23 protein-coding genes and 1 tRNA gene are annotated in these 21,577 nt (G+C 69.4%); 13 read left to right on the plus strand and 11 right to left on the minus strand.

Going from position 1 to position 21,577, the window contains the following annotated elements; translation table 11 throughout:
• Positions 1-3 precede the first annotated feature (3 nt).
• From HMPREF1529_RS09635 to HMPREF1529_RS09645, 3 genes are all read left to right on the plus strand, one after another.
• Positions 4-1,473, plus strand: a complete 1,470-nt coding sequence (locus HMPREF1529_RS09635) for an NAD(P)/FAD-dependent oxidoreductase (protein WP_016464676.1) — start codon at positions 4-6, stop codon at positions 1,471-1,473.
• An 83-nt stretch (positions 1,474-1,556) separates the two neighbouring features.
• A tRNA-Leu gene (locus HMPREF1529_RS09640) sits at positions 1,557-1,629 on the plus strand.
• A 107-nt stretch (positions 1,630-1,736) separates the two neighbouring features.
• Positions 1,737-2,408, plus strand: coding sequence for an alanine racemase (locus tag HMPREF1529_RS09645; protein ID WP_016464677.1), 672 nt, complete (start codon positions 1,737-1,739; stop codon positions 2,406-2,408).
• Between the two features lie 31 nt (positions 2,409-2,439).
• On the opposite strand, the gene HMPREF1529_RS09650 is transcribed toward HMPREF1529_RS09645, so the two are convergent.
• Positions 2,440-3,687: an IS256 family transposase gene (locus HMPREF1529_RS09650; protein ID WP_016463647.1), complete on the minus strand. Its 1,248-nt coding sequence runs from the start codon at positions 3,685-3,687 to the stop codon at positions 2,440-2,442.
• An 18-nt stretch (positions 3,688-3,705) separates the two neighbouring features.
• Here HMPREF1529_RS09650 and HMPREF1529_RS09655 point away from each other — a divergent pair, with 18 nt between their 5' ends.
• From HMPREF1529_RS09655 to ilvA, 6 genes are all read left to right on the plus strand, one after another.
• Positions 3,706-4,401, plus strand: coding sequence for a hypothetical protein (locus HMPREF1529_RS09655; protein ID WP_442852576.1), 696 nt, complete (start codon positions 3,706-3,708; stop codon positions 4,399-4,401).
• Positions 4,398-5,711, plus strand: coding sequence for a D-arabinono-1,4-lactone oxidase (locus tag HMPREF1529_RS09660; RefSeq protein WP_016464679.1), 1,314 nt, complete (start codon positions 4,398-4,400; stop codon positions 5,709-5,711). Before HMPREF1529_RS09655 ends, HMPREF1529_RS09660 begins: the two co-directional genes overlap by 4 nt.
• A gap of 107 nt (positions 5,712-5,818) precedes the next feature.
• Positions 5,819-6,385: a LemA family protein gene (locus tag HMPREF1529_RS09665; protein ID WP_005052555.1), complete on the plus strand. Its 567-nt coding sequence runs from the start codon at positions 5,819-5,821 to the stop codon at positions 6,383-6,385.
• A 13-nt stretch (positions 6,386-6,398) separates the two neighbouring features.
• The gene (locus tag HMPREF1529_RS09670) at positions 6,399-7,286 is read left to right on the plus strand and encodes a M48 family metalloprotease (RefSeq protein ID WP_005052557.1); all 888 of its coding nucleotides are present in this window, start codon (positions 6,399-6,401) and stop codon (positions 7,284-7,286) included.
• Between the two features lie 16 nt (positions 7,287-7,302).
• Positions 7,303-8,502, plus strand: coding sequence for an AI-2E family transporter (locus HMPREF1529_RS09675; protein ID WP_016464680.1), 1,200 nt, complete (start codon positions 7,303-7,305; stop codon positions 8,500-8,502).
• Positions 8,499-9,725, plus strand: coding sequence for a threonine ammonia-lyase (gene ilvA / locus HMPREF1529_RS09680; RefSeq protein ID WP_005052561.1), 1,227 nt, complete (start codon positions 8,499-8,501; stop codon positions 9,723-9,725). The genes HMPREF1529_RS09675 and ilvA overlap by 4 nt, the downstream gene beginning before the upstream one ends.
• A 14-nt stretch (positions 9,726-9,739) precedes the next feature.
• Here ilvA and greA read toward each other — a convergent pair whose 3' ends face one another.
• Positions 9,740-10,228 (minus strand): transcription elongation factor GreA, encoded by a 489-nt coding sequence (gene greA, locus HMPREF1529_RS09685; RefSeq protein ID WP_005052563.1) that lies wholly within the window; start codon positions 10,226-10,228, stop codon positions 9,740-9,742.
• A gap of 105 nt (positions 10,229-10,333) precedes the next feature.
• Positions 10,334-10,741, minus strand: a complete 408-nt coding sequence (locus HMPREF1529_RS09690; RefSeq protein WP_016464681.1) for a DUF4307 domain-containing protein — start codon at positions 10,739-10,741, stop codon at positions 10,334-10,336.
• Positions 10,742-10,804: 63 nt separating this feature from the next.
• Here HMPREF1529_RS09690 and HMPREF1529_RS09695 point away from each other — a divergent pair, with 63 nt between their 5' ends.
• Positions 10,805-11,119: a hypothetical protein gene (locus HMPREF1529_RS09695; protein WP_005052569.1), complete on the plus strand. Its 315-nt coding sequence runs from the start codon at positions 10,805-10,807 to the stop codon at positions 11,117-11,119.
• A 36-nt stretch (positions 11,120-11,155) separates the two neighbouring features.
• On the opposite strand, the gene trhA is transcribed toward HMPREF1529_RS09695, so the two are convergent.
• Complete coding sequence (gene trhA / locus HMPREF1529_RS09700) at positions 11,156-11,860, minus strand: PAQR family membrane homeostasis protein TrhA (protein ID WP_005052570.1); 705 nt, start codon at positions 11,858-11,860, stop codon at positions 11,156-11,158.
• A gap of 121 nt (positions 11,861-11,981) precedes the next feature.
• On the opposite strand from trhA, the gene HMPREF1529_RS09705 reads away from it, so the two are divergent.
• The 3 genes from HMPREF1529_RS09705 to HMPREF1529_RS09715 all read left to right on the plus strand — a co-directional run bounded on the left by HMPREF1529_RS09705 (position 11,982) and on the right by HMPREF1529_RS09715 (position 15,580).
• Positions 11,982-12,767, plus strand: coding sequence for an isoprenyl transferase (locus HMPREF1529_RS09705; RefSeq protein WP_005052573.1), 786 nt, complete (start codon positions 11,982-11,984; stop codon positions 12,765-12,767).
• 42 nt (positions 12,768-12,809) lie between these two features.
• The gene (locus HMPREF1529_RS09710) at positions 12,810-14,063 is read left to right on the plus strand and encodes an aminotransferase class V-fold PLP-dependent enzyme (RefSeq protein ID WP_016464682.1); all 1,254 of its coding nucleotides are present in this window, start codon (positions 12,810-12,812) and stop codon (positions 14,061-14,063) included.
• A 164-nt stretch (positions 14,064-14,227) separates the two neighbouring features.
• The gene (locus HMPREF1529_RS09715) at positions 14,228-15,580 is read left to right on the plus strand and encodes a PhoH family protein (protein ID WP_016464683.1); all 1,353 of its coding nucleotides are present in this window, start codon (positions 14,228-14,230) and stop codon (positions 15,578-15,580) included.
• A gap of 37 nt (positions 15,581-15,617) precedes the next feature.
• On the opposite strand, the gene HMPREF1529_RS09720 is transcribed toward HMPREF1529_RS09715, so the two are convergent.
• From HMPREF1529_RS09720 to xseA, 7 genes are read right to left on the minus strand one after another with little or no spacing between them, the layout of a single operon-like run.
• A complete protein-coding gene (locus HMPREF1529_RS09720; RefSeq protein WP_016464684.1) occupies positions 15,618-16,274 on the minus strand; it encodes a response regulator transcription factor in 657 nt (218 codons plus the stop codon).
• Complete coding sequence (locus HMPREF1529_RS09725; RefSeq protein WP_232212093.1) at positions 16,271-17,263, minus strand: sensor histidine kinase; 993 nt, start codon at positions 17,261-17,263, stop codon at positions 16,271-16,273. Before HMPREF1529_RS09725 ends, HMPREF1529_RS09720 begins: the two co-directional genes overlap by 4 nt.
• 36 nt (positions 17,264-17,299) lie before the next feature.
• On the minus strand, positions 17,300-18,697 hold the full coding sequence (locus tag HMPREF1529_RS09730; protein WP_005052583.1) for a class II fumarate hydratase: 1,398 nt from the start codon (positions 18,695-18,697) through the stop codon (positions 17,300-17,302).
• 58 nt (positions 18,698-18,755) lie between these two features.
• Complete coding sequence (locus HMPREF1529_RS09735) at positions 18,756-19,406, minus strand: carbonic anhydrase (RefSeq protein WP_005052586.1); 651 nt, start codon at positions 19,404-19,406, stop codon at positions 18,756-18,758.
• Positions 19,403-20,029 (minus strand): DUF4245 family protein, encoded by a 627-nt coding sequence (locus HMPREF1529_RS09740; RefSeq protein WP_005052588.1) that lies wholly within the window; start codon positions 20,027-20,029, stop codon positions 19,403-19,405. The genes HMPREF1529_RS09735 and HMPREF1529_RS09740 overlap by 4 nt, the downstream gene beginning before the upstream one ends.
• Positions 20,029-20,259: an exodeoxyribonuclease VII small subunit gene (locus HMPREF1529_RS09745; RefSeq protein ID WP_005052590.1), complete on the minus strand. Its 231-nt coding sequence runs from the start codon at positions 20,257-20,259 to the stop codon at positions 20,029-20,031. Before HMPREF1529_RS09745 ends, HMPREF1529_RS09740 begins: the two co-directional genes overlap by 1 nt.
• A gap of 1 nt (position 20,260) precedes the next feature.
• Positions 20,261-21,544: an exodeoxyribonuclease VII large subunit gene (gene xseA / locus HMPREF1529_RS09750; RefSeq protein ID WP_016464685.1), complete on the minus strand. Its 1,284-nt coding sequence runs from the start codon at positions 21,542-21,544 to the stop codon at positions 20,261-20,263.
• Between the last annotated feature and the right edge of the window lie 33 nt (positions 21,545-21,577).

Consider the following 21,577-nt stretch of genomic DNA (forward strand, 5'->3'; position numbering starts at 1 on the left):
CCTGTGACTCACACAGAGACCAGTACGGCCGCGCGTGCCGTGCCCAAGATCCTCATCGTCGGCGGCGGTTACGCCGGCTTCTACACCGCATGGAAGCTCGAGAAGCACCTGCGCAAGGGCGAGGCCGAGGTCACGATCGTCGACCCGCTGCCGTACATGACGTATCAGCCCTTCCTGCCCGAGGTGGCGGCCGGTGAGATCGAAGCTCGTCACGTCATCGTGGGCCTGCGCCGCCACCTGAAGAAGACGCGCGTGGTCACCGCCAAGGTGACCGGAATCGACCACGCGACGCGCACCGCGACGATCACTCCGGCCGAAGGCGAGCCGTGGCAGGAGAACTACGACCAGATCGTGGTCACCGCCGGTGCCGTCTCGCGCACCTTCCCGATCCCCGGCATCGCCGAGAACGCGATCGGCCTGAAGACGATCGAGGAGGCCGTCGCCGTCCGTGACCGCATCCTCACCAACTTCGACCGTGCGGCCAACCTGCCCGCCGGTCCCGAGCGCGACCGCCTTCTGACCGTCGTGGTCGTCGGTGGCGGGTTCGCGGGCATCGAGGTGTTCGCCGAGACGCGCGCTCTGGCTTCCTCGCTCCTCAAGGAATACCCGCAGCTGCGCTTCGAGGACACGCACTTCCACCTCGTCGAGGCGATGGGGCGCATCATGCCCGAAGTGTCGCTGAAGACGAGCGAGTGGGTGCTCAAGGACCTCGCGAAGCGGGGTGCGAACGTGCACCTCGACACCCAGGTCACCGGCGCGGTCGACGGCAACGTCGAGCTCTCCACCGGTGAGGTCATCCCGACCGATCTGATCATCTGGACCGCCGGCGTCATGGCCAACCCCACCGTCGTGCGGGGCAGCGACCTGCCGGTGGAGGAGCGCGGCCGCATCCGCACCCGTGCCGACCTGCGTGTCGGAACGGCGGACGAGGTCGTCGAGGGCGCGTGGGCTGCCGGCGACGTGTCGGCCGTCCCCGACCTCACCGGCAAGGGCGTCGGCGGCTACTGCGTGCCCAACGCGCAGCACGCCGTCCGTCAGGCGAAGCTGCTCGCGAAGAACCTCGTCGCCGTCCTGCGCGACGAGCTGCCGCGCGAGTACATCCACCACAACCTCGGCGCCGTCGCGGGCCTCGGCCTGTACAACGGCGTCTTCCAGTCGCGCAACATCGCGCTCAAGGGCTTCATCGCGTGGTGCGCGCACCGCGGCTACCACGGTCTGGCCATGCCCTCGTGGGAGCGCAAGTGGCGCGTGATCGGCGACTGGTGGCACAACTTCTGGCTCCGCCGCGACAACGTGTCGCTGCAGACCGTCCAGAACCCGCGCTACGTGTTCGAGGAGTTCGCCTCCCGTCCGCGCCCCGCGGCTCCGGCGGCAGCACCGGCAGCACCGGCGATCGACCCGAAGTCCGTCGCCGCCGAGAAGACCGGTGCGGCCGAGCCCAAGGTCGAGGAGAAGGCCACCGCCGCCAGCTGAGCCGCGGTTCGCACGTCATGAACCCCCACCCGCCCCGGCGGTGTGGGGGTTTCGTGCGTGCGGCGTCGCTACCCTGGTAGCGGGCCCCCGTAGCCCAATGGCAGAGGCAGGCGACTTAAAATCGCTTCAGTGTCGGTTCGAGTCCGTCCGGGGGTACTCCCGCCGGTGCGCGTCAGCCGGCCGAAATATCCCCCGAGTTCCACTGCGGATGACACCCCGTGTCATCTAGGCTGGTGCCCTCACGAGCGAAGGAGCCCGAACCGATGAGCCTGGACCTCCTGAGCCTTCCCCCTGCCACCGGCCCGGGCTGGAATGATCCTGCGGCGTTCTGGGCGGCGAGATCGGCGGCGGTCTCGGCAGTGTCCGGACCCGTCGCCGCCATCGACCTCGATGCGCTCCGGTTCAACGCGATGGATCTCGTGGTCCGCTCCGCGGGTGTGCCGATCCGCGTGGCCAGCAAGTCGATCCGCGTCCGTGAGGTCCTTGACGCCACCCTCGCGATCGGGGGCTACCGCGGCATCCTCGCCTTCACGCTTCCCGAGGCGCTCTGGCTCGCGCGCGAGCATGACGACATCGTGCTCGGATATCCCAGCGTCGACCGGGCGGCGCTGGAGCGGCTCGTGCGCGACGACGACCTCGCGCGTCGGGTCACCCTGATGATCGACGACCCTGCGCAGCTGGACGTGGTGGATGCCGTCGCCGCCCCGTCTGCTCGCGCGCGCGTCCGCGTGGCGATCGACGCGGATGCCTCGTGGCGGGCACCCGTCCTGGGCCACGTCGGCGTGCGACGCTCGCCCGTGCATGAACCGGCGGAAGTCGTGCGGCTTGCGCGCTCCATCGTCACCCGTCCCGGCTTCGAGCTCGTCGGTCTGATGATGTATGAGGCGCAGATCGCGGGACAACCCGACCAGGTCAAGCCCCAGTACGTGGTGTAGCGGTCGGTGATCCTTCTGCTGTTGTTTTCGGTTAGGCGCTGAGTTCGAGGACGGTGTCGGTGTTCACCTCGCTTCCGGTGTCGGGGACGAGGGCGAGGCGGCTCTTGGTGAGGATCTCGAGGCCAAGGTAGCGGCGGCCTTCGACCCATTCGTCGGTTTGCTCGGCGAGGACGGCGCCGACGAGGCGGATGATCGCGTCGCGGTTGGGGAAGATGCCCACGGAGTCGGTGCGGCGGCGGATCTCCCTGTTCAACCGCTCGTTGGGGTTATTGGACCAGATCTGCTGCCAGAGCCCGTCGGGGAACCCCGTGAACGCGAGGATGTCCGCGCGGGCGTTGTCGAGGTGCTCGAACGCGTCGGGGAGCTTCTCCTCGACGTAGTCCAGGAGCCTGTCGAACTGCGCGTTGACGGCGTCGGCGTCGGGTTGGTCGTAGACGGAGTGCAGCATCGCCTTAACGGCCGGCCACATGCTCTTCGGGCAGACACTCATCAGGTTCGCTGCGTAGTGGGTTCTGCAGCGTTGCCAGACCGCGCCGGGCAGGTTCGCCGCGATCGCGTCCACGAGCCCGGCATGGGCGTCGCTGGTGACGAGGCGGACCCCGCCGAGACCGCGGGCGACCAGGTCAGCGAAGAACGAGTTCCAGGCGGCCCCCGTCTCGCTGGTCGCGACCCGGAGGCCGAGGACTTCCCGGTGCCCGTCGCCGTTGACGCCGGTCGCGACGAGCACGACCGCGTTGATCACCCGCCCGCCCTCACGGACCTTCATCGTGAGGGCGTCGGCGGCGACGAACGTGAACGGCCCCGCGTCACCCAGGGGGCGGTGCCGGAACTGGTCGACGTGCTCGTCGAGGTCTGCGGCCATCCGTGAGACCTGAGACTTCGACAAGCTATGGATCCCGAGGGTCTTCACGAGCTTGTCCATCCGGCGGGTCGAGACGCCGGCGAGATAGCAATCCGCGACGACGGTGATCAGCGCGGTCTCGGCCCGCTTGCGGCGCTCAAGCAGCCATTCCGGGAAGTACGTGCCCTGGCGGAGCTTCGGGATCGCTACGTCGATCGTCCCGACACGGGTGTCGAGGTCGCGGTGCCGGTAACCGTTGCGTTGCGCGGTCCGGTCGGGACTGGGCTTTCCCCATTCCGCGCCCACGACGGCATCCGCGTCAGCGGAGAGGAGCGCGTTGATCGTGGTCTGCAGCAGGCTGCGCATCAGATCCGGCGACGCGTCGGTCAAGGCTTCAGCGAGCACGCTCGCAGGGTCGACAATATGAAGTGCGGTCATCGTGATGATGCCTTTCGAGTGGGATGTGAGAGTTTCCTCGAAGGATCACACGGTGACCGCGCCTACGTCGTGAACGACGAGCCGGCCACCGTGGGCTACACCACCTTAAGGGGCACTACTCCCGACCACACCGGTTCGGGCGACGGTGTCATCCGCTGGATGCAGCACCAATCACAGGACGAGCTCCTCGCCCGGCGGGGAGCGATCGTGGCGGGGCTGCGTGAGATCACGCACCTGGAGTTCGTCAACGGCGGCGGCACCGGCTCGCTGGAGTACACGGCAGCGGACCCGGCCGTCACCGAGACGACGGCCGGCAGCGGGCTGCTGGCCGGTCACCTGTTCGACGGCTACCGCGCTTTCACGCCCGCGCCCGCTGCGGCCTTCGCGCTCGAGGTCGTCCGCAAGCCGCTCGACGACATCGCCGTCGTGCTAGGTGGCGGATGGATCGCCTCCGGGCCCCCCGTGGCTTCTCGCCAGCCCCGTCCGGTGTGGCCGCCCGGGCTCAAGACCCTCGGGCGGGAGGGCGCGGGGGAGGTGCAGACGCCCCTGCAGGGTGAGTCGGCGCGCCGCCTGCGCGTGGGCGACAGGGTCTGGTTCCGCCACGCGAAGAGCGGCGAGCTGTCCGAGCGGGTCGACCGCTACCACCTCACCCTCGGCGAGAGCCTCGTCGGCGAGGCCGCCACCTACCGCGGCGAAGGGAAGAGCTTCCTGTGACACGACCCGGCGGCACATGGCAGAACTGGGCGCGCACCGAGAGCGTGCGCCCGCAGCTGGTGGAGTACCCCACGACGATCGAAGCAGTGCGCCGTTCCGTGCGCTCCGCCGGCGCACGCGGACGCGCACTCAAGGCGGTCGGCGCCGGACACAGCTTCACCGGGATCGCGGCGGCGCCGGGAACCCTGCTGGATCTGAGCGAGCTGAGCGGCGTGATCGCCGTCGATCGCGAGCGCGGGCGTGTGCGCCTGTTGGCCGGCACGCGACTGCACCGCATTCCGGCGCTGCTCGCGCCTCACGGCCTCGCGATGGCGAACCTGGGCGACATCGATCGTCAATCCATCGCCGGAGCGCTCTCGACCGGCACCCACGGCACCGGTCTCGGTCACGGGGGACTGGCGACCCAGGTCGTGGGTGCCACGCTCGTCACGGCGGATGGAGGGCTGCTCACCGTCGACGACGAGAACGAGCCCGACCTGCTTCCTGCCGTCGCGCTCGGTCTGGGCGCCCTCGGCATCCTCGTCGACGTGACGCTCCAATGCGTGCCGGCGTTCGCGCTCGGCGCACAGGAACAGCCCGAACCTCTCGACGTCGTCGTGGACGACCTCGATGCGCGCGTCCGCGGCGTCGACCACTTCGAGTTCTACTGGTTTCCGCACACCGCTGTCGCCCTGACGAAGACGAACACCCGGATGCCGGCAGAAGCGCCGACCTCCCCCCTGTCGCCCCTGTCGCGAATGCTCGATGAGCGGATCGTGGGCAACGGTGTGCACCAACTGGTGTGCAGCGCCGGTCGGGTCGCCCCGCCGCTCGTGCCGGCGATCAATCGGCTGTCCGCCCGGGTGTGGGGGGATCGGCGGTTCTCCGACGCGTCGCATCGCGTGTTCACCACGCAGCGCAGCGTGCGCTTCCGCGAGATGGAGTATGCCGTGCCGCTGGAAGAGCTGGCATCGGCGTTTCGTGAGGTGCGCGAGCTCGTGGACGCGTCGGGCTGGCGCATCGAGTTTCCGATCGAGGTGCGGGTGGCGCCCGCCGACGACCGGTGGCTCTCGACGGCGTACGCGCGCGACAGCGGGTACATCGCCGTGCACCGGTACTGGCGCGCCGACCACCGTGCCTACTTCGCCGCCGTCGAGGAGATCCTGCGCGCCCACGCCGGCCGACCGCACTGGGGAAAGCTGCACACGCTCGATGCGGCGGCTCTGCGCGAGCGTTATCCGCGCTTCGACGACTTCCTGACGCTGCGCGACCGCCTCGACCCCACGCGCATGTTCCGCAACGCCTATCTCGACCGCGTCCTCGGCGGGTGAGGATCTGTCGCGCACCTGCCCAGATGGGGAACCGCTGGGAGTGCTGGCCGCGGCGGATGACGCAGCCCCTCCCGCCGATAGGATGATCCTCAGTCGATGGGAGTCGTATGGAATGGCTGATCCCGGTCCTGATCGTCGTCGCTCTGGTGGTGATCGCCGGAATCTATCTCTGGGCGACGTACAACTCGTTGGTCGCGCTCGGTGTGCGCGTCGACGAGGCGTGGAGCGACATCACCGTCCAGCTGAAGAGGCGCGCGGATCTGCTGCCCAACCTCATCGAGACGGTCAAGGGGTATGCGGCGCACGAGAAGGCGGTCTTCGAGAACGTCACCCGCGCCCGCGCGGAGACGCTCACCGCCGGCTCACCCGCCGAAGCCGGGGTGGCCGAAGGCCACATGCAGCAGGCGCTGAAGTCGCTGTTCGCGGTCGCCGAGGCGTATCCGCAGCTGCAGGCGAGTCAGAACTTCCTCCAGCTGCAGCAGTCGATCGTCGACACCGAAGACAAGATCCAGGCGTCCCGTCGCTTCTACAACGGCGGCGTGCGCGAGCTGAACACGAAGATCAAGGTGTTCCCGAACAACATGTTCGCGCGCAACCTCGGCTTCCACGAGCGGGAGTTCTTCGAGGTCGTCGACGGCGCCGCCATCGCCGAGCCGCCGCGCATCCAGTTCTGATCGGGCGCGCGGCATGTACTCCGCGATCGCCCGCAACAAGCGCAACACCTGGCTGATCCTGGCCGGCTTCATCATCGTCCTCGGACTGATCGGCCTGGCGGCGGGATGGCTCGCGGGCAACAACTGGTGGATCTCGGCGTTCGTGCTCCTCGGGGCCACGGGCTACGCGACCGTGCAGTACTTCGTCGCCGACCGCGAAGCCCTCGCGCTGTCGGGCGCGCAGGAGGTGACGCGCGAGGACGCTCCGCGCTACTACCGGATCGTCGAGAACCTGTGTCTGACGACGGGGACCCCGATGCCGCGGCTCTACGTCGTCGAGGATGCCGCGCCCAACGCGTTCGCGACCGGACGCACGCCCGAGCGTGCCGCGATCACGGTGACGACAGGCCTGTTCGAAATCATGACGGATCGTGAACTGGAGGGCGTGCTCGGTCACGAACTGGGGCACATCCGCAACTACGACATCCGCGTCACGCTCGTCGTGTTCGGCCTCGTGGTCGCCGTGGGGCTGGTGGCGGACATCCTGCTGCGCGTGGCCTTCTTCGGGGGCGGCCGGCGCGGCGGAAACAGCCAGTCCCAGATCTTCTTCCTCCTCTTCGGCCTGGTGGCCGCCATCGTGGCGCCGCTGCTGGCAGCGGTCGTCCAGGCAGCCATCTCGCGCCAGCGCGAGTACCTCGCCGACGCGACCAGTGCACTCACCACGCGCGACCCCGACGGCCTGGCATCCGCCCTCGCCAAACTGGGGGAGTACGGCCGGCCGCTCGCCAAGGCGAACACCTCGATGGCTCACCTTTGGATCAGCGACCCGCTGCGCCGCGGTGCCGTGGAGCGCATGTTCGCGACGCATCCGCCGATCCCGGATCGGATCGCCCGCCTCCAGGAGATGGGTGGCCGGTTCTGAGTTCTAGACTGGCGGGATGAGCGGCACCGACGACAGACCCGGCGCCGCGCCGCGCGGGTCGTTCCTCGACACTCTGCGTGAGCGCACGGTCGCCTCCGACATCGACCGCGGGCTTCCTCGAGGACTCAGGGTCGCGACGGCGTATGCCTGGCGATTCGTTGTCATCGCCGTCGCGGCGGGCATCCTGATCTGGCTCGTCATCCAGCTGAAGCTCCTCGTGATCCCGCTGATGGTGGCGATTCTCGTCACCGCGCTGCTGTGGCCGGCCTTCACCTGGATGCTGGAGCGTGGGGTACCGCGGTGGCTGGCGATCGTCCTGTCGGTGCTCGGCACGGTTGCGGTGGTCGCAGGGTTGCTGTGGCTGGCCATCTGGCAGATCACTCGAGAGTGGTCGAGCGTGCAGGTTCGCACCACCGAAGCGATCGGCCAGTTGCGTCAATACCTCATCGACGGGCCGCTCCACCTCACGGCGCAGCAGATCGACGATCTCCTCGTCCAGGCCGGCGGCTACCTGCAGCAGCAGGCGGAAGTGCTCTGGTCGGGCGCGCTGGCCGTCGGATCCACCGTCGGGCACGTCGCCACCGGCGCGGTGCTCGCGCTGTTCATCCTGCTGTGCACCCTCGCCGACGGCGGCGGCATCTGGAGCTGGGTCGTGCGCCTGTTCCCGCGGCGCGCGCGCAGCGAGGTCGACGGCGCCGGCCGCGCCGGCTGGCGCACCGTGGTCACCTACGCGCGCACGCAGTTGCTCGTGGCGACGATCGACGCGACGGGCATCGCTCTCGGCGCCTTCCTGCTCGGCGTTCCCCTGGCCATCCCGATCGGGGTGCTCGTCTTCCTAGGCGCCTTCGTCCCGTTCGTCGGTGCCGTCGTCACCGGGGCGCTGGCGGTGTTCCTCGCCCTCGTCTACAACGGGCCGTGGATCGCGCTGTGGATGCTGGTGGTCGTCCTCGGCGTCCAGCAGCTCGAGGGGCACGTGCTGCAGCCTCTGCTGATGGGCTCCGCCGTCAAAGTCCATCCGCTCGCGGTCGTTCTGGTCGTCGCCGGCGGTGCGATGATCGCCGGTATCCCCGGCGCGCTCTTCGCCGTGCCGCTGGCGGCTTTCATCAACGTCGTCGCCGTCTATCTGGGACGTCGCTCGAACGATTCCACGGCCTCACCCGATCGGGCCGACCTCATCTGGAGCACCGTTCCCCGCAGTAGGAAGAAGCCCGCGTGACCCTCCCGACCCTGGCGGAGTTCGAGGACGCCGCCGCCGTCCTGCGCGACGTCATCGTGAAGACGCCTTTCGACGTCTCCGACCACCTCACCGAGGTCCTCGGTGCACCCGTCTACCTGAAGCTCGAGAACCTGCAGCGCACGGGCTCGTTCAAGATCCGAGGGGCGACCTACCGACTGTCGCGTCTGAGCGCACAAGAGCGTGCACGCGGCGTGGTGGCCGCCTCTGCCGGCAACCACGCCCAGGGCGTCGCCTCGGCCGCGCAGAAGCTCGGCATCCCCGCCACGATCTTCATGCCGCTGGGCGTGCCGGTCCCCAAGCTCCTCGCGACCCGCGGCTATGGCGCCGAGGTCGTGCTGGAAGGGGCGACCGTCGAGACGCCGCTGCGGCTCGCAGCGGAGTTCGCCGAACGCACCGGTGCCGTGATGATCCACCCCTACGATCACCGCGACATCATCGTCGGCCAGGGGACGATGGGTCTGGAACTGTGGGACGGCGTGCCCGAGCTGGAGACCGTCGTCGTCGGGATCGGCGGCGGCGGACTGATCGCCGGGGTCGCCGCCGCGGTGAAGGCGCGGGCAGCCCTCGAGGGCAGACGCGTTCGGATCATCGGCGTGCAGGCGGAGAACTCCGCCGCGTACCCGTCCTCCCTCGCTGCCGGCGTGCCGCTGACGGTTGCCACGACGCCGACCATCGCCGACGGCATCGCCGTCGCGCGTCCCGGTGATGCGCCGTTCGCGGTGATCAGCGAACTCGTCGACGAGGTCGTCACCGTGAGCGACGACGATATCGCCCGGGCGCTGCTGGTGCTGCTGGAGCGCGCGAAGCAGGTCGTCGAGCCCGCCGGCGCCGTGGGGGTGGCCGCGATCCTCGCCGGCAAGATCACGGCGAGCGGCCCGACGGCCGTCATCCTCTCCGGAGGCAACATCGACCCGCTGCTGCTGCAACGCGTCGTGGCGCATGGACTGGCGGCATCCGGACGCTACATGACGCTGCAGATCCCGCTGCCGGACCGGCCGGGCCAGCTCGCGCGCGTGTCGGAACTGCTCGCCATTGCCGGAGCGAACGTGATCGAGGCGCTCCACACGCGCCACGGCCAGGGCCTGCAGATCAGCGAGGTCATCCTGCAGCTCAGTGTCGAGACCCGCGGTGAAGAACACCGCGCCCACGTCATCAGCGTTCTGGAGGAGGCAGGCTTCCGCCCCCGCGTCGCACAGGACTGACGCGGGGCGCGCCGCTACTGGCCGTTGTAGGTTTCGACCTTGACGATCTCCACCGAGATCTCGCGACCGTTCGGCGCGGTGTACGAGGTCTTCTCGCCCTCCGCCAGACCCAGGATCGCAGCGCCCAGCGGGGAGGCCTCGCTGTAGACGTCGAGCTCGGAGCCCGCCGCGATCTCGCGGCTGCCGAGCAGGAACACCTCTTCGCCGCCGGCGACGATCGCCGTCACGACGGTGCCGCCCTTCACGGTGCCGTCGGACTCCGGGGCCTCGCCGACCACGGCGTCCTTCAGCAGCGCCTGCAGGGTGCGGATCCGTGCTTCCTGCTTACCCTGTTCGTCCTTGGCGGCGTGGTAGCCGCCGTTCTCCTTGAGGTCGCCTTCTTCGCGGGCGGCCTCGATGCGCTTGGCGATCTCTTCGCGACCCGTCGTCGACAGGTGCTCGAGTTCGGCGGCGAGCCGGTCGTAGGCGTCCTGCGTGAGGAAGGTCTCCGTGTTCTCAGCCACGTCGTCTCCTTGTCGATGGGGGCGGTCGATGCGCGTGCGCGGCACCGGCCGCCGACACTATGCCAAACGCCCCGGCAGCTGCCAGGGCGCATGTGTCGAATCAGCCTACGGGATCCAGCACGAGGGGACCAAACCGGTCGTCGCAGCCGCGGTGGTCGCCACCCGCTCGCTGAAGGTGCGGCTGTGAGCGTCGTCGGCTGGGTAGGAGACGACCTTCCATCCGACGATGCCGTGCTCCTCGTCCTGGGCCTCGACCACGCAGCTGACGGCGCTGCCGCGCGACAGCGTGAGCTGGAAATCGACCGTCACGCTGTGCGGAGCATCGCTGAGATCGAATCCGGTGACGTCGATGTCCACGGACTGCGCCGCCTGTGTGTAGGTGTTCCATCCGAAGTAGCCGATGAGGGCGAGAACGACCGCGCCCCCGAGGATCCAGGTCCAGCGACGGCGCCCCGCGCTGCGTGCTCGGCCGTAGCGGTCGTCGAGCTCCTGCTGTGTGCGCATCGCGGTCATGACACTTCCCGAGGTTCTAGGCTGGACTTCCAGGCTAGGCGCTCCGCGCGGAACAGAGGAACGATGCACGCACTGACGATCGCGCTGTCGGGGATCGCCGACCCGGCGATTCCGACTCCCACCATGACCGTCAACCCTGACGCGGTCACTCCGGGGTTCGTGGGCTTCGTCGGCATCGCGGTGGTCGCCATCGCCGTGATCTTCCTCCTCATCGACATGCTGCGACGCATCCGTCGCGCCGGCTACCGTGCGGAGATCGCTGAAGAACTCGACGCGACGACGCAGGCGGATGCCGAGGCGCGCGCCCACGAGCAGGCTGCCGCCGCCGTCGAGGCGAGCGAGACCGACGACCAGGACATCGATCCCGCCTCGCGCTGACGCTGCGGCGGGCGCCCGGGGCGTCCTCCTCCGCGCTCAGCCTGCCGATCCGAGCGACGGGGTCAGCGGGTGCAGCGCGATCAGCAGGCACGCCGTCCAGTGGCAGAGAAACGCCAGCACGGTGCACACGTGGAAGATCTCGTGGAAGCCGAAGTGGCCCGGCCAGGGGTTGGGCTTCTTCAGCGCGTAGACGACGGCGCCGCCGGTGTAGAGCAGGCCGCCCACGATGACGAGGATCATCATCGCGACGTTCGCGTGCAGGAGGTCGCCGAGGTACATCACCGCCGCCCAGCCGAGCAGCAGGTACAGCGCCACGTAGAGCCAGCGCGGTGCGTTGATCCAGAAGACGCGGAAAAGGATGCCGAGGATCGCGCCCGACCAGACGAGCACGAGCAGGAGCGCGCCTTTGTCGGGCGTCAGCGCCAGCACGGCGATCGGCGTGTAGGTGCCGGCGATCAGCAGCAGGATGTTGGCATGGTCGATGCGCTTGAGCACCGCCTTGGTCGTCGGCCCCCAGGTGAACCGGTGATACAGCGCGGAGTTGCCGAACAGCAGGAGCGAGGTCAGCATGAACACGGCCGCGGCCCACTTCGCGGCAGCGCCGTGGGCGAAGACGATGAGCAGCACCCCGGCGGCCACGGCCACGGGGAACGTTCCGGCATGGATCCAGCCGCGCCACGTGGGCTTCAGCTCGACCTGCGCGCTGACGGAGCCTGCTTCGAGGAGCGGGAGCTGGGGCATGTCGGCGCCCTCGGCGGATGCGTGTCGGGTCACGGCACTGAGCCTACGCGTACCCTCATGCCGACTTTTGTACATACGGCGTGTGCGGTGTGGGGTACGGCCCGCGCGGTAGCGTAGGAACGTGACACCCACCGGTTCGGGCGAGGGGCGTGGATTCCTCTATCGCCTCTACAGTTCGCGCCTGCGTCGCGAGTTGACCCCCGACACGGTTCCCCATCACGTCGCGATGATGATCGACGGCAACCGCCGCTGGGCCCGTCAAGCGGGCTTCACCACCGTCGCTCACGGACACCGTGCCGGGGCGGCGAAGATGCACGAGTTCCTGCGGTGGTGCGACGATCTCGGCATCCGGGTCGTCTCTCTCTACCTGCTCTCCACCGACAACCTCACCAAGCGCGACTCGCAGGAGCTCGCCGATCTCATCGAGATCATCGCGGAGCTCGCCGACGAGCTGTCGCTCGAGCCCGGCTGGCGGGTGCAGCACGTGGGTCGGGCGGAGATGCTGCCGCCGGATCTCGCCCGTGTTCTGCGGACGGCGGAGGAGCGGACGGCCGGCAACACGGGTCTGCACGTCAACCTCGCGGTCGGCTACGGCGGGCGCAGCGAGATCGTCGATGCCGTTCGCAGCATCATCGCGCAGCATGACGAGCGCGGCGGTTCACTCGAGGAGCTTGCGGCCAGCCTCACTCCGGAGCAGATCGGAGAGCATCTGTACACCGGAGGGCAGGCCGATCCCGATCTGGTGATCCGTACCTCCGGCGAGCAGCGCCTCAGCGACTTCCTGCTCTGGCAGTCGGCGCATTCCGAGTTCTACTTCGTCGAAGCGCTCGGGCCGGACCTGCGCGAGGTCGACTTCCTCCGCGCGATCCGCGACTACGCTACGCGCGATCGCCGCTACGGCAGCTGACGGGGGCCACGCGATCCGCCCCGAACGACTCGGCGTGGGACAATGGGCGACGTGAACGACCTGCAGTCCTACCTCGATACCTTCGACAGCGCAGCGGGGTATCTGGACTGGGCGGCGTTCGGACCGCTCTCGCCGGCGGTTCGAGCCGATACCCTAGCCGACGCGGAGATGCTCGGCAGCGGGCGCCGTTCAGGCATCGATCTGGTGTCGGAGAGATCCGACGAGGCGCGCGGGCTGCTCGCACAGGTGCTCGGATGTGCCGTCGACGAGGTCGTGTTGCAGCCGTCGACGACCCACGGACTGCAGCACGCGATGCAGGGGCTTCGTGGCACGGTCATCGTCTCGGCTCAGGAGTTTCCCGCCCTGCGGGTGACGGCACGCCGCGCGCAGGACGCTCGCGGTGTGCTCTCGGTTCGCGAGATCGAGCCCGTCGCCGGGATCGTCACGGCGGATGCCGTGGCGGAGGCGCTCGATGACGATGTCACGGCCGTCGCCGTCAGCCTGGTCGATTTCCGCACGGGCGCTGTCGCCGACGTGCGGGAGATTCGTGAGCGGATCGGCGACCGCCTGCTGATCGTCGATGCCGTTCAGGGCTTCGGCGTCGTCGACGCCGACTGGGATGCGGCCGATGTCGTCTGCGGCAACGGATACAAGTGGCTTCGGGCCGGTCGGGGCACCGGCTTCGCGAGGTTCTCCGATCGGGCGCGCGAACGGATCGAGCCGGTGCTGTCAGGGATTTCCGGCATGCAGGGCGACGCGACCAGCGTGGGTGTGCCGGCGCCGCTGCCGACAGCGGCCGCATACCAGGTCGCCCCGGCCGACCACCTCGCTGCCGGTCGCCTCGCGGCGGCGTTGCGCGAAGTGGTCGACGCGGGCATTCCCGCCATCGCCGCCGAGCTGCGCGCACGCGCACGGGCCGTGATGGAGCTCGCCGATCGCTACGGGGTCCCCGTCCTCACCCCGCGCGACCGGCACGCGGGCATTGTGACGCTGCAGCCTGCACCTCACGAGGCGGCGCCGCTGGCCGCAGCCCTCGCCAATCAGGGCGTCACCGTCACCGCCCGCGGCACCACGATCCGGGTCGCGCCGCACGTGGGAACGGGCGCCGACAGCTTCGTCCTGCTCGGCGACGCGCTGGCCGAGGTCGCCGCCAGCCGCGTCATCATCGACCCCGCTCCCGCGTCGCTCGCGCTGTCCGAGCCCGGTTCTGCGGATGACGCGGCGATCTCGCTCGAGGTCGTCGCACCCCCCGCGGAGGCCGTCGAAGCTGCGTCCGCCGACGACATCACACGTTAACGTCCCCGTCATCGACCGGCGGCGTGTCGCGGCTGGCGCGCCAGCATCGCCGGCCGTACGGTCATCACATCGGGCAAGGCGCCCGGTCGGGTCGGCCTCCACACGACTCGTGGCCACGGTCGACTCGAAACTGCCGGGTGCTCCACCCGGGGCGGGAGTGAGTTGTGACCACACGGGCTTCACTGCAGCAACGCCGGATCGATGAGAGCGTCGAGGGGGCCGCGGACACCGATCTGCGGACCTACGTCCTCGACACCTCCGTGCTCCTGAGCGATCCGCGCGCGTTCTTCCGGTTCGCGGAGCATTCCGTCGTCGTCCCCGTGGTGGTGATCACGGAGCTCGAAGGCAAGCGGCACGACCCGGAGATCGGCTACTTCGCCCGGCAGGCTCTGCGCCACCTCGACGAGCTGCGTGTCGAGCACGGTCGACTGGACTTCGCCGTCCCGGTCGGGGAGGGGGGAACGCTGCGTGTCGAGCTGACCAACACCGACTCCTCCGTTCTGCCCGCCGGCATGCGCCTCGGCGACAACGACACGCGGATCCTCTCCGTCGCCATGCACCTCGCTGCCGACGGTCAGCAGGTCACGGTCGTCTCCAAGGACCTCCCGATGCGCGTCAAGGCCGCCTCCCTCGGCATCCACGCCGAGGAGTATCTCGCGGAGCAGGCCGTCGACAGCGGGTGGACGGGCATCGCCGACATCGCGATCTCCGGCGACGACATGAGTGACCTCTACGAGGCGGAGGTCGCGACCAGCGACGAGGTGCACGGCTTCCCGGTGAACACGGGACTCGTGATCCACTCCGAGCGGGGGTCGGCTCTCGGCCGGGTCACCGGAGACGGCGCATTCCGTCTCGTCCGCGGCGACCGGGACGTGTTCGGGCTGCACGGCCGCAGCGCCGAGCAGCGCATCGCGATCGACCTGCTCATGGATCCCGAAGTCGGAATCGTCTCTCTCGGCGGACGCGCGGGAACGGGGAAGTCGGCCCTCGCGCTCTGCGCGGGCTTGGACGCCGTCCTCGAGCGCCAGCAGCAGAAGATCATCGTCTTCCGCCCGCTCTTCGCCGTCGGCGGCCAGGAGCTCGGCTACCTGCCGGGCGACCAGTCCGAGAAGATGAACCCGTGGGGGCAGGCGGTCTTCGACACCCTCGGCTCGGTGGTCTCCGGAAACGTCCTCGAGGAAGTCGTCGCGCGGGGGATGCTCGAGGTGCTGCCGCTGACGCACATCCGCGGACGTTCTCTGCACGACGCTTTCGTGATCGTCGATGAGGCGCAGTCGCTCGAACGCAACGTGCTGCTCACGGTGCTCAGTCGGATCGGACAGAACTCGCGCGTCGTGCTGACCCACGATGTCGGCCAGCGTGACAACCTCCGCGTCGGCCGCCACGACGGCATCGCCTCCGTGATCGAGACGCTGAAGGGGCACAGCCTCTTCGGTCACGTGACACTCGTGAGATCCGAGCGTTCCGCCATCGCCGCGCTCGTCACCGATCTGCTGGAGCAGGGCGAGCTGAGCTGACGCGGCCCGCCCGTACCCGCGTCGTCCGCGGCGAGGTCTACTCCCAGCGGTAGCCCTCGCCGCGGACAGTCGCGATGTGGACGGCGCCGAGCTTTGCCCGCAGATACCGCACGTAGACGTCCACGACGTTCGAGCCCGGATCGAAGTCGAGGCCCCAAATGCGGCTGAGCAGCGTCTCACGCGTGAGAACCTCACCGGCGTGCCGCAGGAACTGCTCAGCAAGTGCGAACTCGCGCGCGGAGAGGTCGACGTCGTGACCGGCCACCGTGCAGCGACGCGCCAGCAGGTCGAGCGTCACATCCCCGCGGGAGAGGACCATCGTGATGGCACCCGTGCGCTCCCGAAGACGCGAGCGCACGCGCGCCATCAGCTCAGCGAGGGAGAACGGCTTCGGAACGTAGTCGCTGGCCCCGGCATCCAGACCGTCCACCGCGTCGCGGGCCGAACTGCGAGCCGTCAGCATGATGACCGGGAGGGACTGCCCGTCGCCGCGCAGGCGCCGGAGAACCTCGAATCCGTCCATGCCCGGCAGCCCGACGTCGAGGATCACGAGGTCAATGTCGCCTCGCGACGCGCGTTCGAGTCCGGCGGCGCCGTCCTCGCAGGCGGTCGTCTCATACCCTTCGGCCGACAGCGCGCGCGTGACCATCGACACGATATGCGGCTCGTCGTCGACGATGAGGATGCGAGTCATCCGGAGGCCTCCCGTTGTTGGACGACATCCCCCGCACGCACCGGTGTGGGCAGTGTCGCCTGCGTGCCGATGGGGATCTCGATGGTGAAGGTGGCACCGCCACCCGGCGTGTCGGCCACGGTGCAGTGACCGCCGTGGGCCTTCGCGATCGCGTCGACGATGGCGAGGCCGAGGCCCGATCCGCCGACCGACCGCTTGCCCGTACCGCGGTCGAAGCGACGGAAGATGCGGTGGCGCACGGCGGGCGCGATTCCCGGGCCATGATCGCGCACCCACAGCTGAGCTCCGGAGGGATGCACGGCGCTGCCGATCTCGATCGCCGAGCCGGCGGGGGTGTACTTCGCCGCGTTGTCGGCCAGTTGCAGCCACGCCTGCAGGAGGCGATCACGGTCGCCGTGGATGATCCCTGCCGCGCTCTGTTCGACCCCCCAGGCGTGGTCGGCGATGACGGCGACCAGCTCCGCGACGCGTCGGGTCAGCATGTCCAGATCGACATCGCCCATCGTGAAACTGTCGCTCTCGACCGCGGCAAGCAGGTCGATGTCGCCGATCAGACGCGTCATCCGGTCGAGTTCGGCGATGCCGAGGGCACGCGTCGCGGCGACGTCGGAGGGGTCGGCGGCATCCATGAGCTCCAAGTGTCCCCGCACGATGGTGATCGGGGTCTTCAGCTCGTGTCGCACATCGTCCAGGAGCCGCCGCTGAGCGTCGAAGAGAGCGTCCGGGCTCTCCACGCCGTCCGGAAGCTCCGGCGTATGGCGTCGCTCATCAAGGAGCAGCCAGCCGACCAGAGCCGTCACTGCAAGGGTCAGCGCCGAGGCCGCGGCGAACACGACCACCGACACCCAGGTGGTCGCAGCACCGCTCGCAGCGTGCACCGCGAGCAACGCGAGCGCCGTCAGCCCGAAGCCCGCCGCGACCACGGAGAGAACGACTCCGAGCCCGCGTGCGCGCCGACCCACGCGGGCAGGGCGGACGGCGCGATTCACCCTCTGATTATGAACCCGACAAGCGGGCGCAGGCGATCAGCCGGGGTGCGTCATCGACAGGAGGTCGAGCTTCGTGTCGAGTTGCTCCTCGGTCAGCTCACCCCTCTCGAGGTAGCCGAGGTCGATCACGGCCTCGCGTACCGTGATGCCCTTGGCGACGGCGTGCTTGGCGATCTTGGCGGCCGCCTCGTAACCGATGAGCTTGTTGAGCGGGGTGACGATCGACGGGGACATGCCGGCGAAGGCGGCGGCGCGCTCGAGGTTCGCCTCCAGGCCGTCCACCGTCTTGTCGGCCAGCACACGCATGGCGTTCGACAACAGGCGGATCGACTCGAGAAGGGCCGTGCCCATCACCGGGATGGCGACGTTGAGCTCGAACGAGCCGGATGCACCCGCCCACGCCACGGTCGCGTCGTTGCCGATCACGCGCGCGCAGACCATCAGGGTCGCCTCGGGGACGACGGGGTTCACTTTGCCGGGCATGATCGACGATCCGGGCTGCAGGTCGGGGATGTGCAGCTCGCCGAGACCCGTGTTGGGGCCCGAGCCCATCCACCGCAGGTCGTTGTTGATCTTGGTCAGCGAGACCGCGATCGTGCGGAGGGCGCCGGATGCTTCGACCAGCCCGTCGCGGTTCGCCTGCGCCTCGAAGTGGTCCTGCGCCTCGGTGATCGGAAGTTCGGTCTCCTCGGCCAGCAGTGCGATGACCTTCTGAGGGAAGCCGAGCGGCGTGTTGATGCCGGTTCCGACAGCGGTACCGCCCAGCGGCACCTCGCCTACGCGGGGGAGCACGGCACGCACCCGCTCGATGCCGAGGCGGATCTGACGTGCATACCCGCCGAACTCCTGCCCGAGCGTGACGGGGGTCGCATCCATGAGGTGCGTGCGGCCCGACTTGACGGCGTCCTTCCACAGCAGCGCCTTCGCCTCGAGGGCGACGGCGAGATGGTCGAGCGCGGGGATGAGGTCGTCGATGAGCGCCTGCGTGACGGCGATGTGGACGGAGGTCGGGAAGACGTCGTTGGACGACTGTGACGCGTTGACGTGGTCGTTCGGGTGCACCGGCGCGCCGAGCTTCTGCGTCGCGAGCGAGGCGAGCACCTCGTTCATGTTCATGTTCGACGAGGTCCCTGACCCCGTCTGGTACGTGTCCACGGGGAAGTGGGCATCGTAACGACCGGTGATGACGTCGTCGGCCGCCGCTGCGATCGCATCGGCGATCGCGCCGTCGAGCGTGCCGAGGTGTTTGTTGGCCAGCGCTGCGGCCTTCTTGATGCGCGCGAGCGCAGCGATCTGCGTCGACTCCAGCCCGGTGCCCGAGATCGGGAAGTTCTCCACGGCGCGCTGGGTCTGCGCCGCGTAGAGAGCGTCCTTCGGCACGCGCACCTCGCCCATCGTGTCGTGTTCGATGCGGTACTCGGTGGTCTCGGTCATTGCGGTCACGTCCTCGTTTCCTGTGCGCTTGCGGTTGTGATGATGGGGTGGAGCCGGCTCAGGCCCGGTCGAGGCCTACGGCGACATGCGGCACTGCCGTGCCCTCGCTCAGTCGGTAGTTCGCGCCGACGATGCCCAGTCGACCCTCGGCGACGGCGTCGGCGATGAGCCGCGACGAGGAGAGCAGGTCGTCGACCGTGTTCTTGAGGTGCTCCCGTCCGACGTCTTCGGCGTCCAGCTCCCGCGGGTCGACCTCGCCGCCGGCGCCCCGGAGCACGGTGCGTGCCGCCGGTACGATCCGCGCGATCAGGCGCCAGATGTGCGGGGGGAGTTCGGGGGCGCCGAGCGCGGTGGAGTCGATCGCGGCGCGCACGGCGCCGCACGCGTCGTGCGCGAGCACGATGATGAGCGAGACATCCAGCGCCGCCACCGCATACTCCAGGCTGGCCACGGCGGAGTCGGAGGCGACCTGGCCGGCGTTGCGGACGACGAACAGATCGCCGAGTCCCTGGTCGAAGATGATCTCCGCCGCCAGGCGGGAGTCCGCGCAGCCGAACAGCGCGGCGCGCGGTGTCTGGGCAGCGGCGAGCTCGTTGCGCCGTTCGACGTCCTGTCGCGGATGCCGCGGCGCGCCCGCGACGAAGCGGGCGTTGCCCTCGAGCATCTCCTCCCACACCAGGGAGGGACTGGGGCGGACGGTTGCGCTCATCTCTTCTCCTCGCGCATCGTGAGAATCTGATCGGTGACCCCGGCCGCCGCGACGGCGGCGGTCGACGCGTCGGTCGCTCCGTAGATCAGCACCGTGTCTGAGCCTGCCGTCGTCGAGATGGCGTACGAGACCGTGTCGGTGCGGGCGGCGGAGGGGATCGTGTACTCGTCCCAGGTGATGCCGTCGATGGTGACGGTGCCGGAGGGGGCGAAACCGCCCAGCACCTTCGTCGCCCATCCGGCGTCGACGCCGACGCCCTGCGCCACGCGCACGTATCCGCTTGGCGGCGCGTACACGACTCGCCACATCGAGCCCTCCAGCCGCGCCGAGTTGGCGCGCCAGTTCTCGGGAACGACAGGAACCAGGAGGGGATGGCCGATGGATGCCGACGCACTCTGCGCGGCTGCGGCCACGTCCGCTTCCTCGGGGTCGGGAAGCGAACCGCGGGGCACGCCGAAGTAGACCACGGCGACGACGGCCATCGTGACGAGGAGGGCAGCCACCAGGTTGCGGAAGGTCTTGCTCTGGCGGTAGGCCCGCGACGCGGCCGCCTTGCGGTCGGCGGTCTCGGCGGGCGTCTCGGGACGGCCGAGTTCCGCGACGATGCGAGGAGCCGATGCCATCACGAGTCCGCGTCCGCGGGGCGGGCGGCATCGAGAAGTCGCTTCGCGCCGAGCAGCCACTCCTCGCACCGCGCGGCGAGAGCCTCGCCCCTGGTCCACAGGGCGAGCGACTGCTCGAGGGTCGGGGCGCCCTGCTCGAGTTCGGCGACGACACGGACGAGTTCGTCCCGGGCCTGCTCGAAGGACAGATCGGCGACGTCGGTGGCCGTGTCGCTGGTCATGGCGTCCATTCTAGGCCGACCCGCCGACGTCTTCTGCGAGCGGGCCCTCCGAGCGGGCGGTGAATGAGCCCTCCGCGACGGTCACTGTCACCGCGGTGCCGGCCGGTACCTGACGAGCGTCGCGGACGATGACGCCGGCCTCCAGATGCGCGATGGCGTAGCCACGCTCGAGCGTCGCACCGGGGGAGAGGGCGCGCAGGGACGCGCGCAGCTGTGCGGTGGTGCGTTCAGCGGCATCCATCCGCCGGTTCACGAGGTCGCGGCCGCGTGAGACCAGTGTCCAGAGCTCGTGCGCACGCGGTGTGAGCAGCGACTCGGGCGCGCGCAGCACGGGACGCGAGCGCAGCTGTTCGAGCTGGGCGATATCGTGCCCGACCCGCTGCGTCAGACGGGTGCGCGCGCGCGAGCGCAGCTGGTTGACGAGCGCGCGCTGCTCCGCGACGTCGGGAACGACCCGCTTGGCGGCATCCGTCGGTGTCGACGCCCGCACGTCCGCGACGTCGTCGAGCAGGGGATGGTCGTTCTCGTGGCCGATCGCGGAGACGACCGGGGTGGATGCCGCCGCTACCGCACGTACGAGACGTTCATCGCTGAAGCCGAGCAGGGTCTGCGGATCGCCGCCGCCGCGGGCGATGATGATCACGTCGACCTCCGGGTCGGCGTCGAGCGCCGTGAGCGCCGCGATCGTTTCGGGAACGCAGCGCTCGCCCTGGACGGCGGCATGGATCGTGCGGAAGCGGACGCCCGGCCAGCGCAGTTCGGCGTTGCGGTGAACATCCTTCTCGGCGTCGCTGCGCTCACCGGTGATGAGGCCGACGAGCTGCGGGAGAAAGGGGAGGCGCTTCTTGCGGGCGGGGTCGAACAGCCCCTCCGCCCGGAGCTGCCCGCGGAGCTTCTCGAGCCGCTCGAGCTGATCGCCGAGGCCCGTGTGGCGCATCGCGGAGACGGTGAAGGTGAAGTCCCCGGTCTTCACGAAGAAGTCGCTCTTCACGCACGCCACCACGAGGTCGCCGACCTTGAGGTCGTCGGGCAGGCGCTGCAGGGTCGATGACCACAGACGGAACGAGAGCATCGCGTCGCCGTTCGCGTCCTTCAAACGCCCGAAGACGTGCCCGCCGCGAAGGTTCCATGCGGTGATCTCACCCTCGACCCAGACGGATCCCCACGTCGAGACGAACCCGCGGATGGTCTCGTTCAGACGCGAGACCGACGTCGGTGCGTCCGCGCGCGACTCTCGCGGTGCGACCGCATCGGGGGGAGGGACGTGCCCGGGAGCGGACGCGAACGATGCCATCGATGCCTTTCCGCCGCGCGCATGCGGCCCTCA

Origin of the sequence: Microbacterium sp. oral taxon 186 str. F0373 (assembly GCF_000411455.1) — a bacterium.
GTDB lineage: Bacteria > Actinomycetota > Actinomycetes > Actinomycetales > Microbacteriaceae > Microbacterium.

Bases quoted from the DNA above. Each gene is read 5' to 3' on its own strand.
- HMPREF1529_RS09735 (WP_005052586.1), bottom strand. From the start codon at position 19,406: ATGAGCGCAACCGTCCGCCCCAGTCCCTCCCTGGTGTGGGAGGAGATG.
- HMPREF1529_RS09645 (WP_016464677.1), top strand. From the start codon at position 1,737: ATGAGCCTGGACCTCCTGAGCCTTCCCCCTGCCACCGGCCCGGGCTGG.
- HMPREF1529_RS09740 (WP_005052588.1), bottom strand. From the start codon at position 20,029: ATGGCATCGGCTCCTCGCATCGTCGCGGAACTCGGCCGTCCCGAGACG.
- HMPREF1529_RS09665 (WP_005052555.1), top strand. From the start codon at position 5,819: ATGGAATGGCTGATCCCGGTCCTGATCGTCGTCGCTCTGGTGGTGATC.
- HMPREF1529_RS09720 (WP_016464684.1), bottom strand. From the start codon at position 16,274: ATGACTCGCATCCTCATCGTCGACGACGAGCCGCATATCGTGTCGATG.
- HMPREF1529_RS09650 (WP_016463647.1), bottom strand. From the start codon at position 3,687: ATGACCGCACTTCATATTGTCGACCCTGCGAGCGTGCTCGCTGAAGCC.
- HMPREF1529_RS09670 (WP_005052557.1), top strand. From the start codon at position 6,399: ATGTACTCCGCGATCGCCCGCAACAAGCGCAACACCTGGCTGATCCTG.
- HMPREF1529_RS09690 (WP_016464681.1), bottom strand. From the start codon at position 10,741: ATGACCGCGATGCGCACACAGCAGGAGCTCGACGACCGCTACGGCCGA.
- xseA (WP_016464685.1), bottom strand. From the start codon at position 21,544: ATGGCATCGTTCGCGTCCGCTCCCGGGCACGTCCCTCCCCCCGATGCG.
- HMPREF1529_RS09730 (WP_005052583.1), bottom strand. From the start codon at position 18,697: ATGACCGAGACCACCGAGTACCGCATCGAACACGACACGATGGGCGAG.
- HMPREF1529_RS09695 (WP_005052569.1), top strand. From the start codon at position 10,805: ATGCACGCACTGACGATCGCGCTGTCGGGGATCGCCGACCCGGCGATT.
- trhA (WP_005052570.1), bottom strand. From the start codon at position 11,860: ATGCCCCAGCTCCCGCTCCTCGAAGCAGGCTCCGTCAGCGCGCAGGTC.
- HMPREF1529_RS09745 (WP_005052590.1), bottom strand. From the start codon at position 20,259: ATGGACGCCATGACCAGCGACACGGCCACCGACGTCGCCGATCTGTCC.
- HMPREF1529_RS09710 (WP_016464682.1), top strand. From the start codon at position 12,810: ATGGGCGACGTGAACGACCTGCAGTCCTACCTCGATACCTTCGACAGC.
- HMPREF1529_RS09675 (WP_016464680.1), top strand. From the start codon at position 7,303: ATGAGCGGCACCGACGACAGACCCGGCGCCGCGCCGCGCGGGTCGTTC.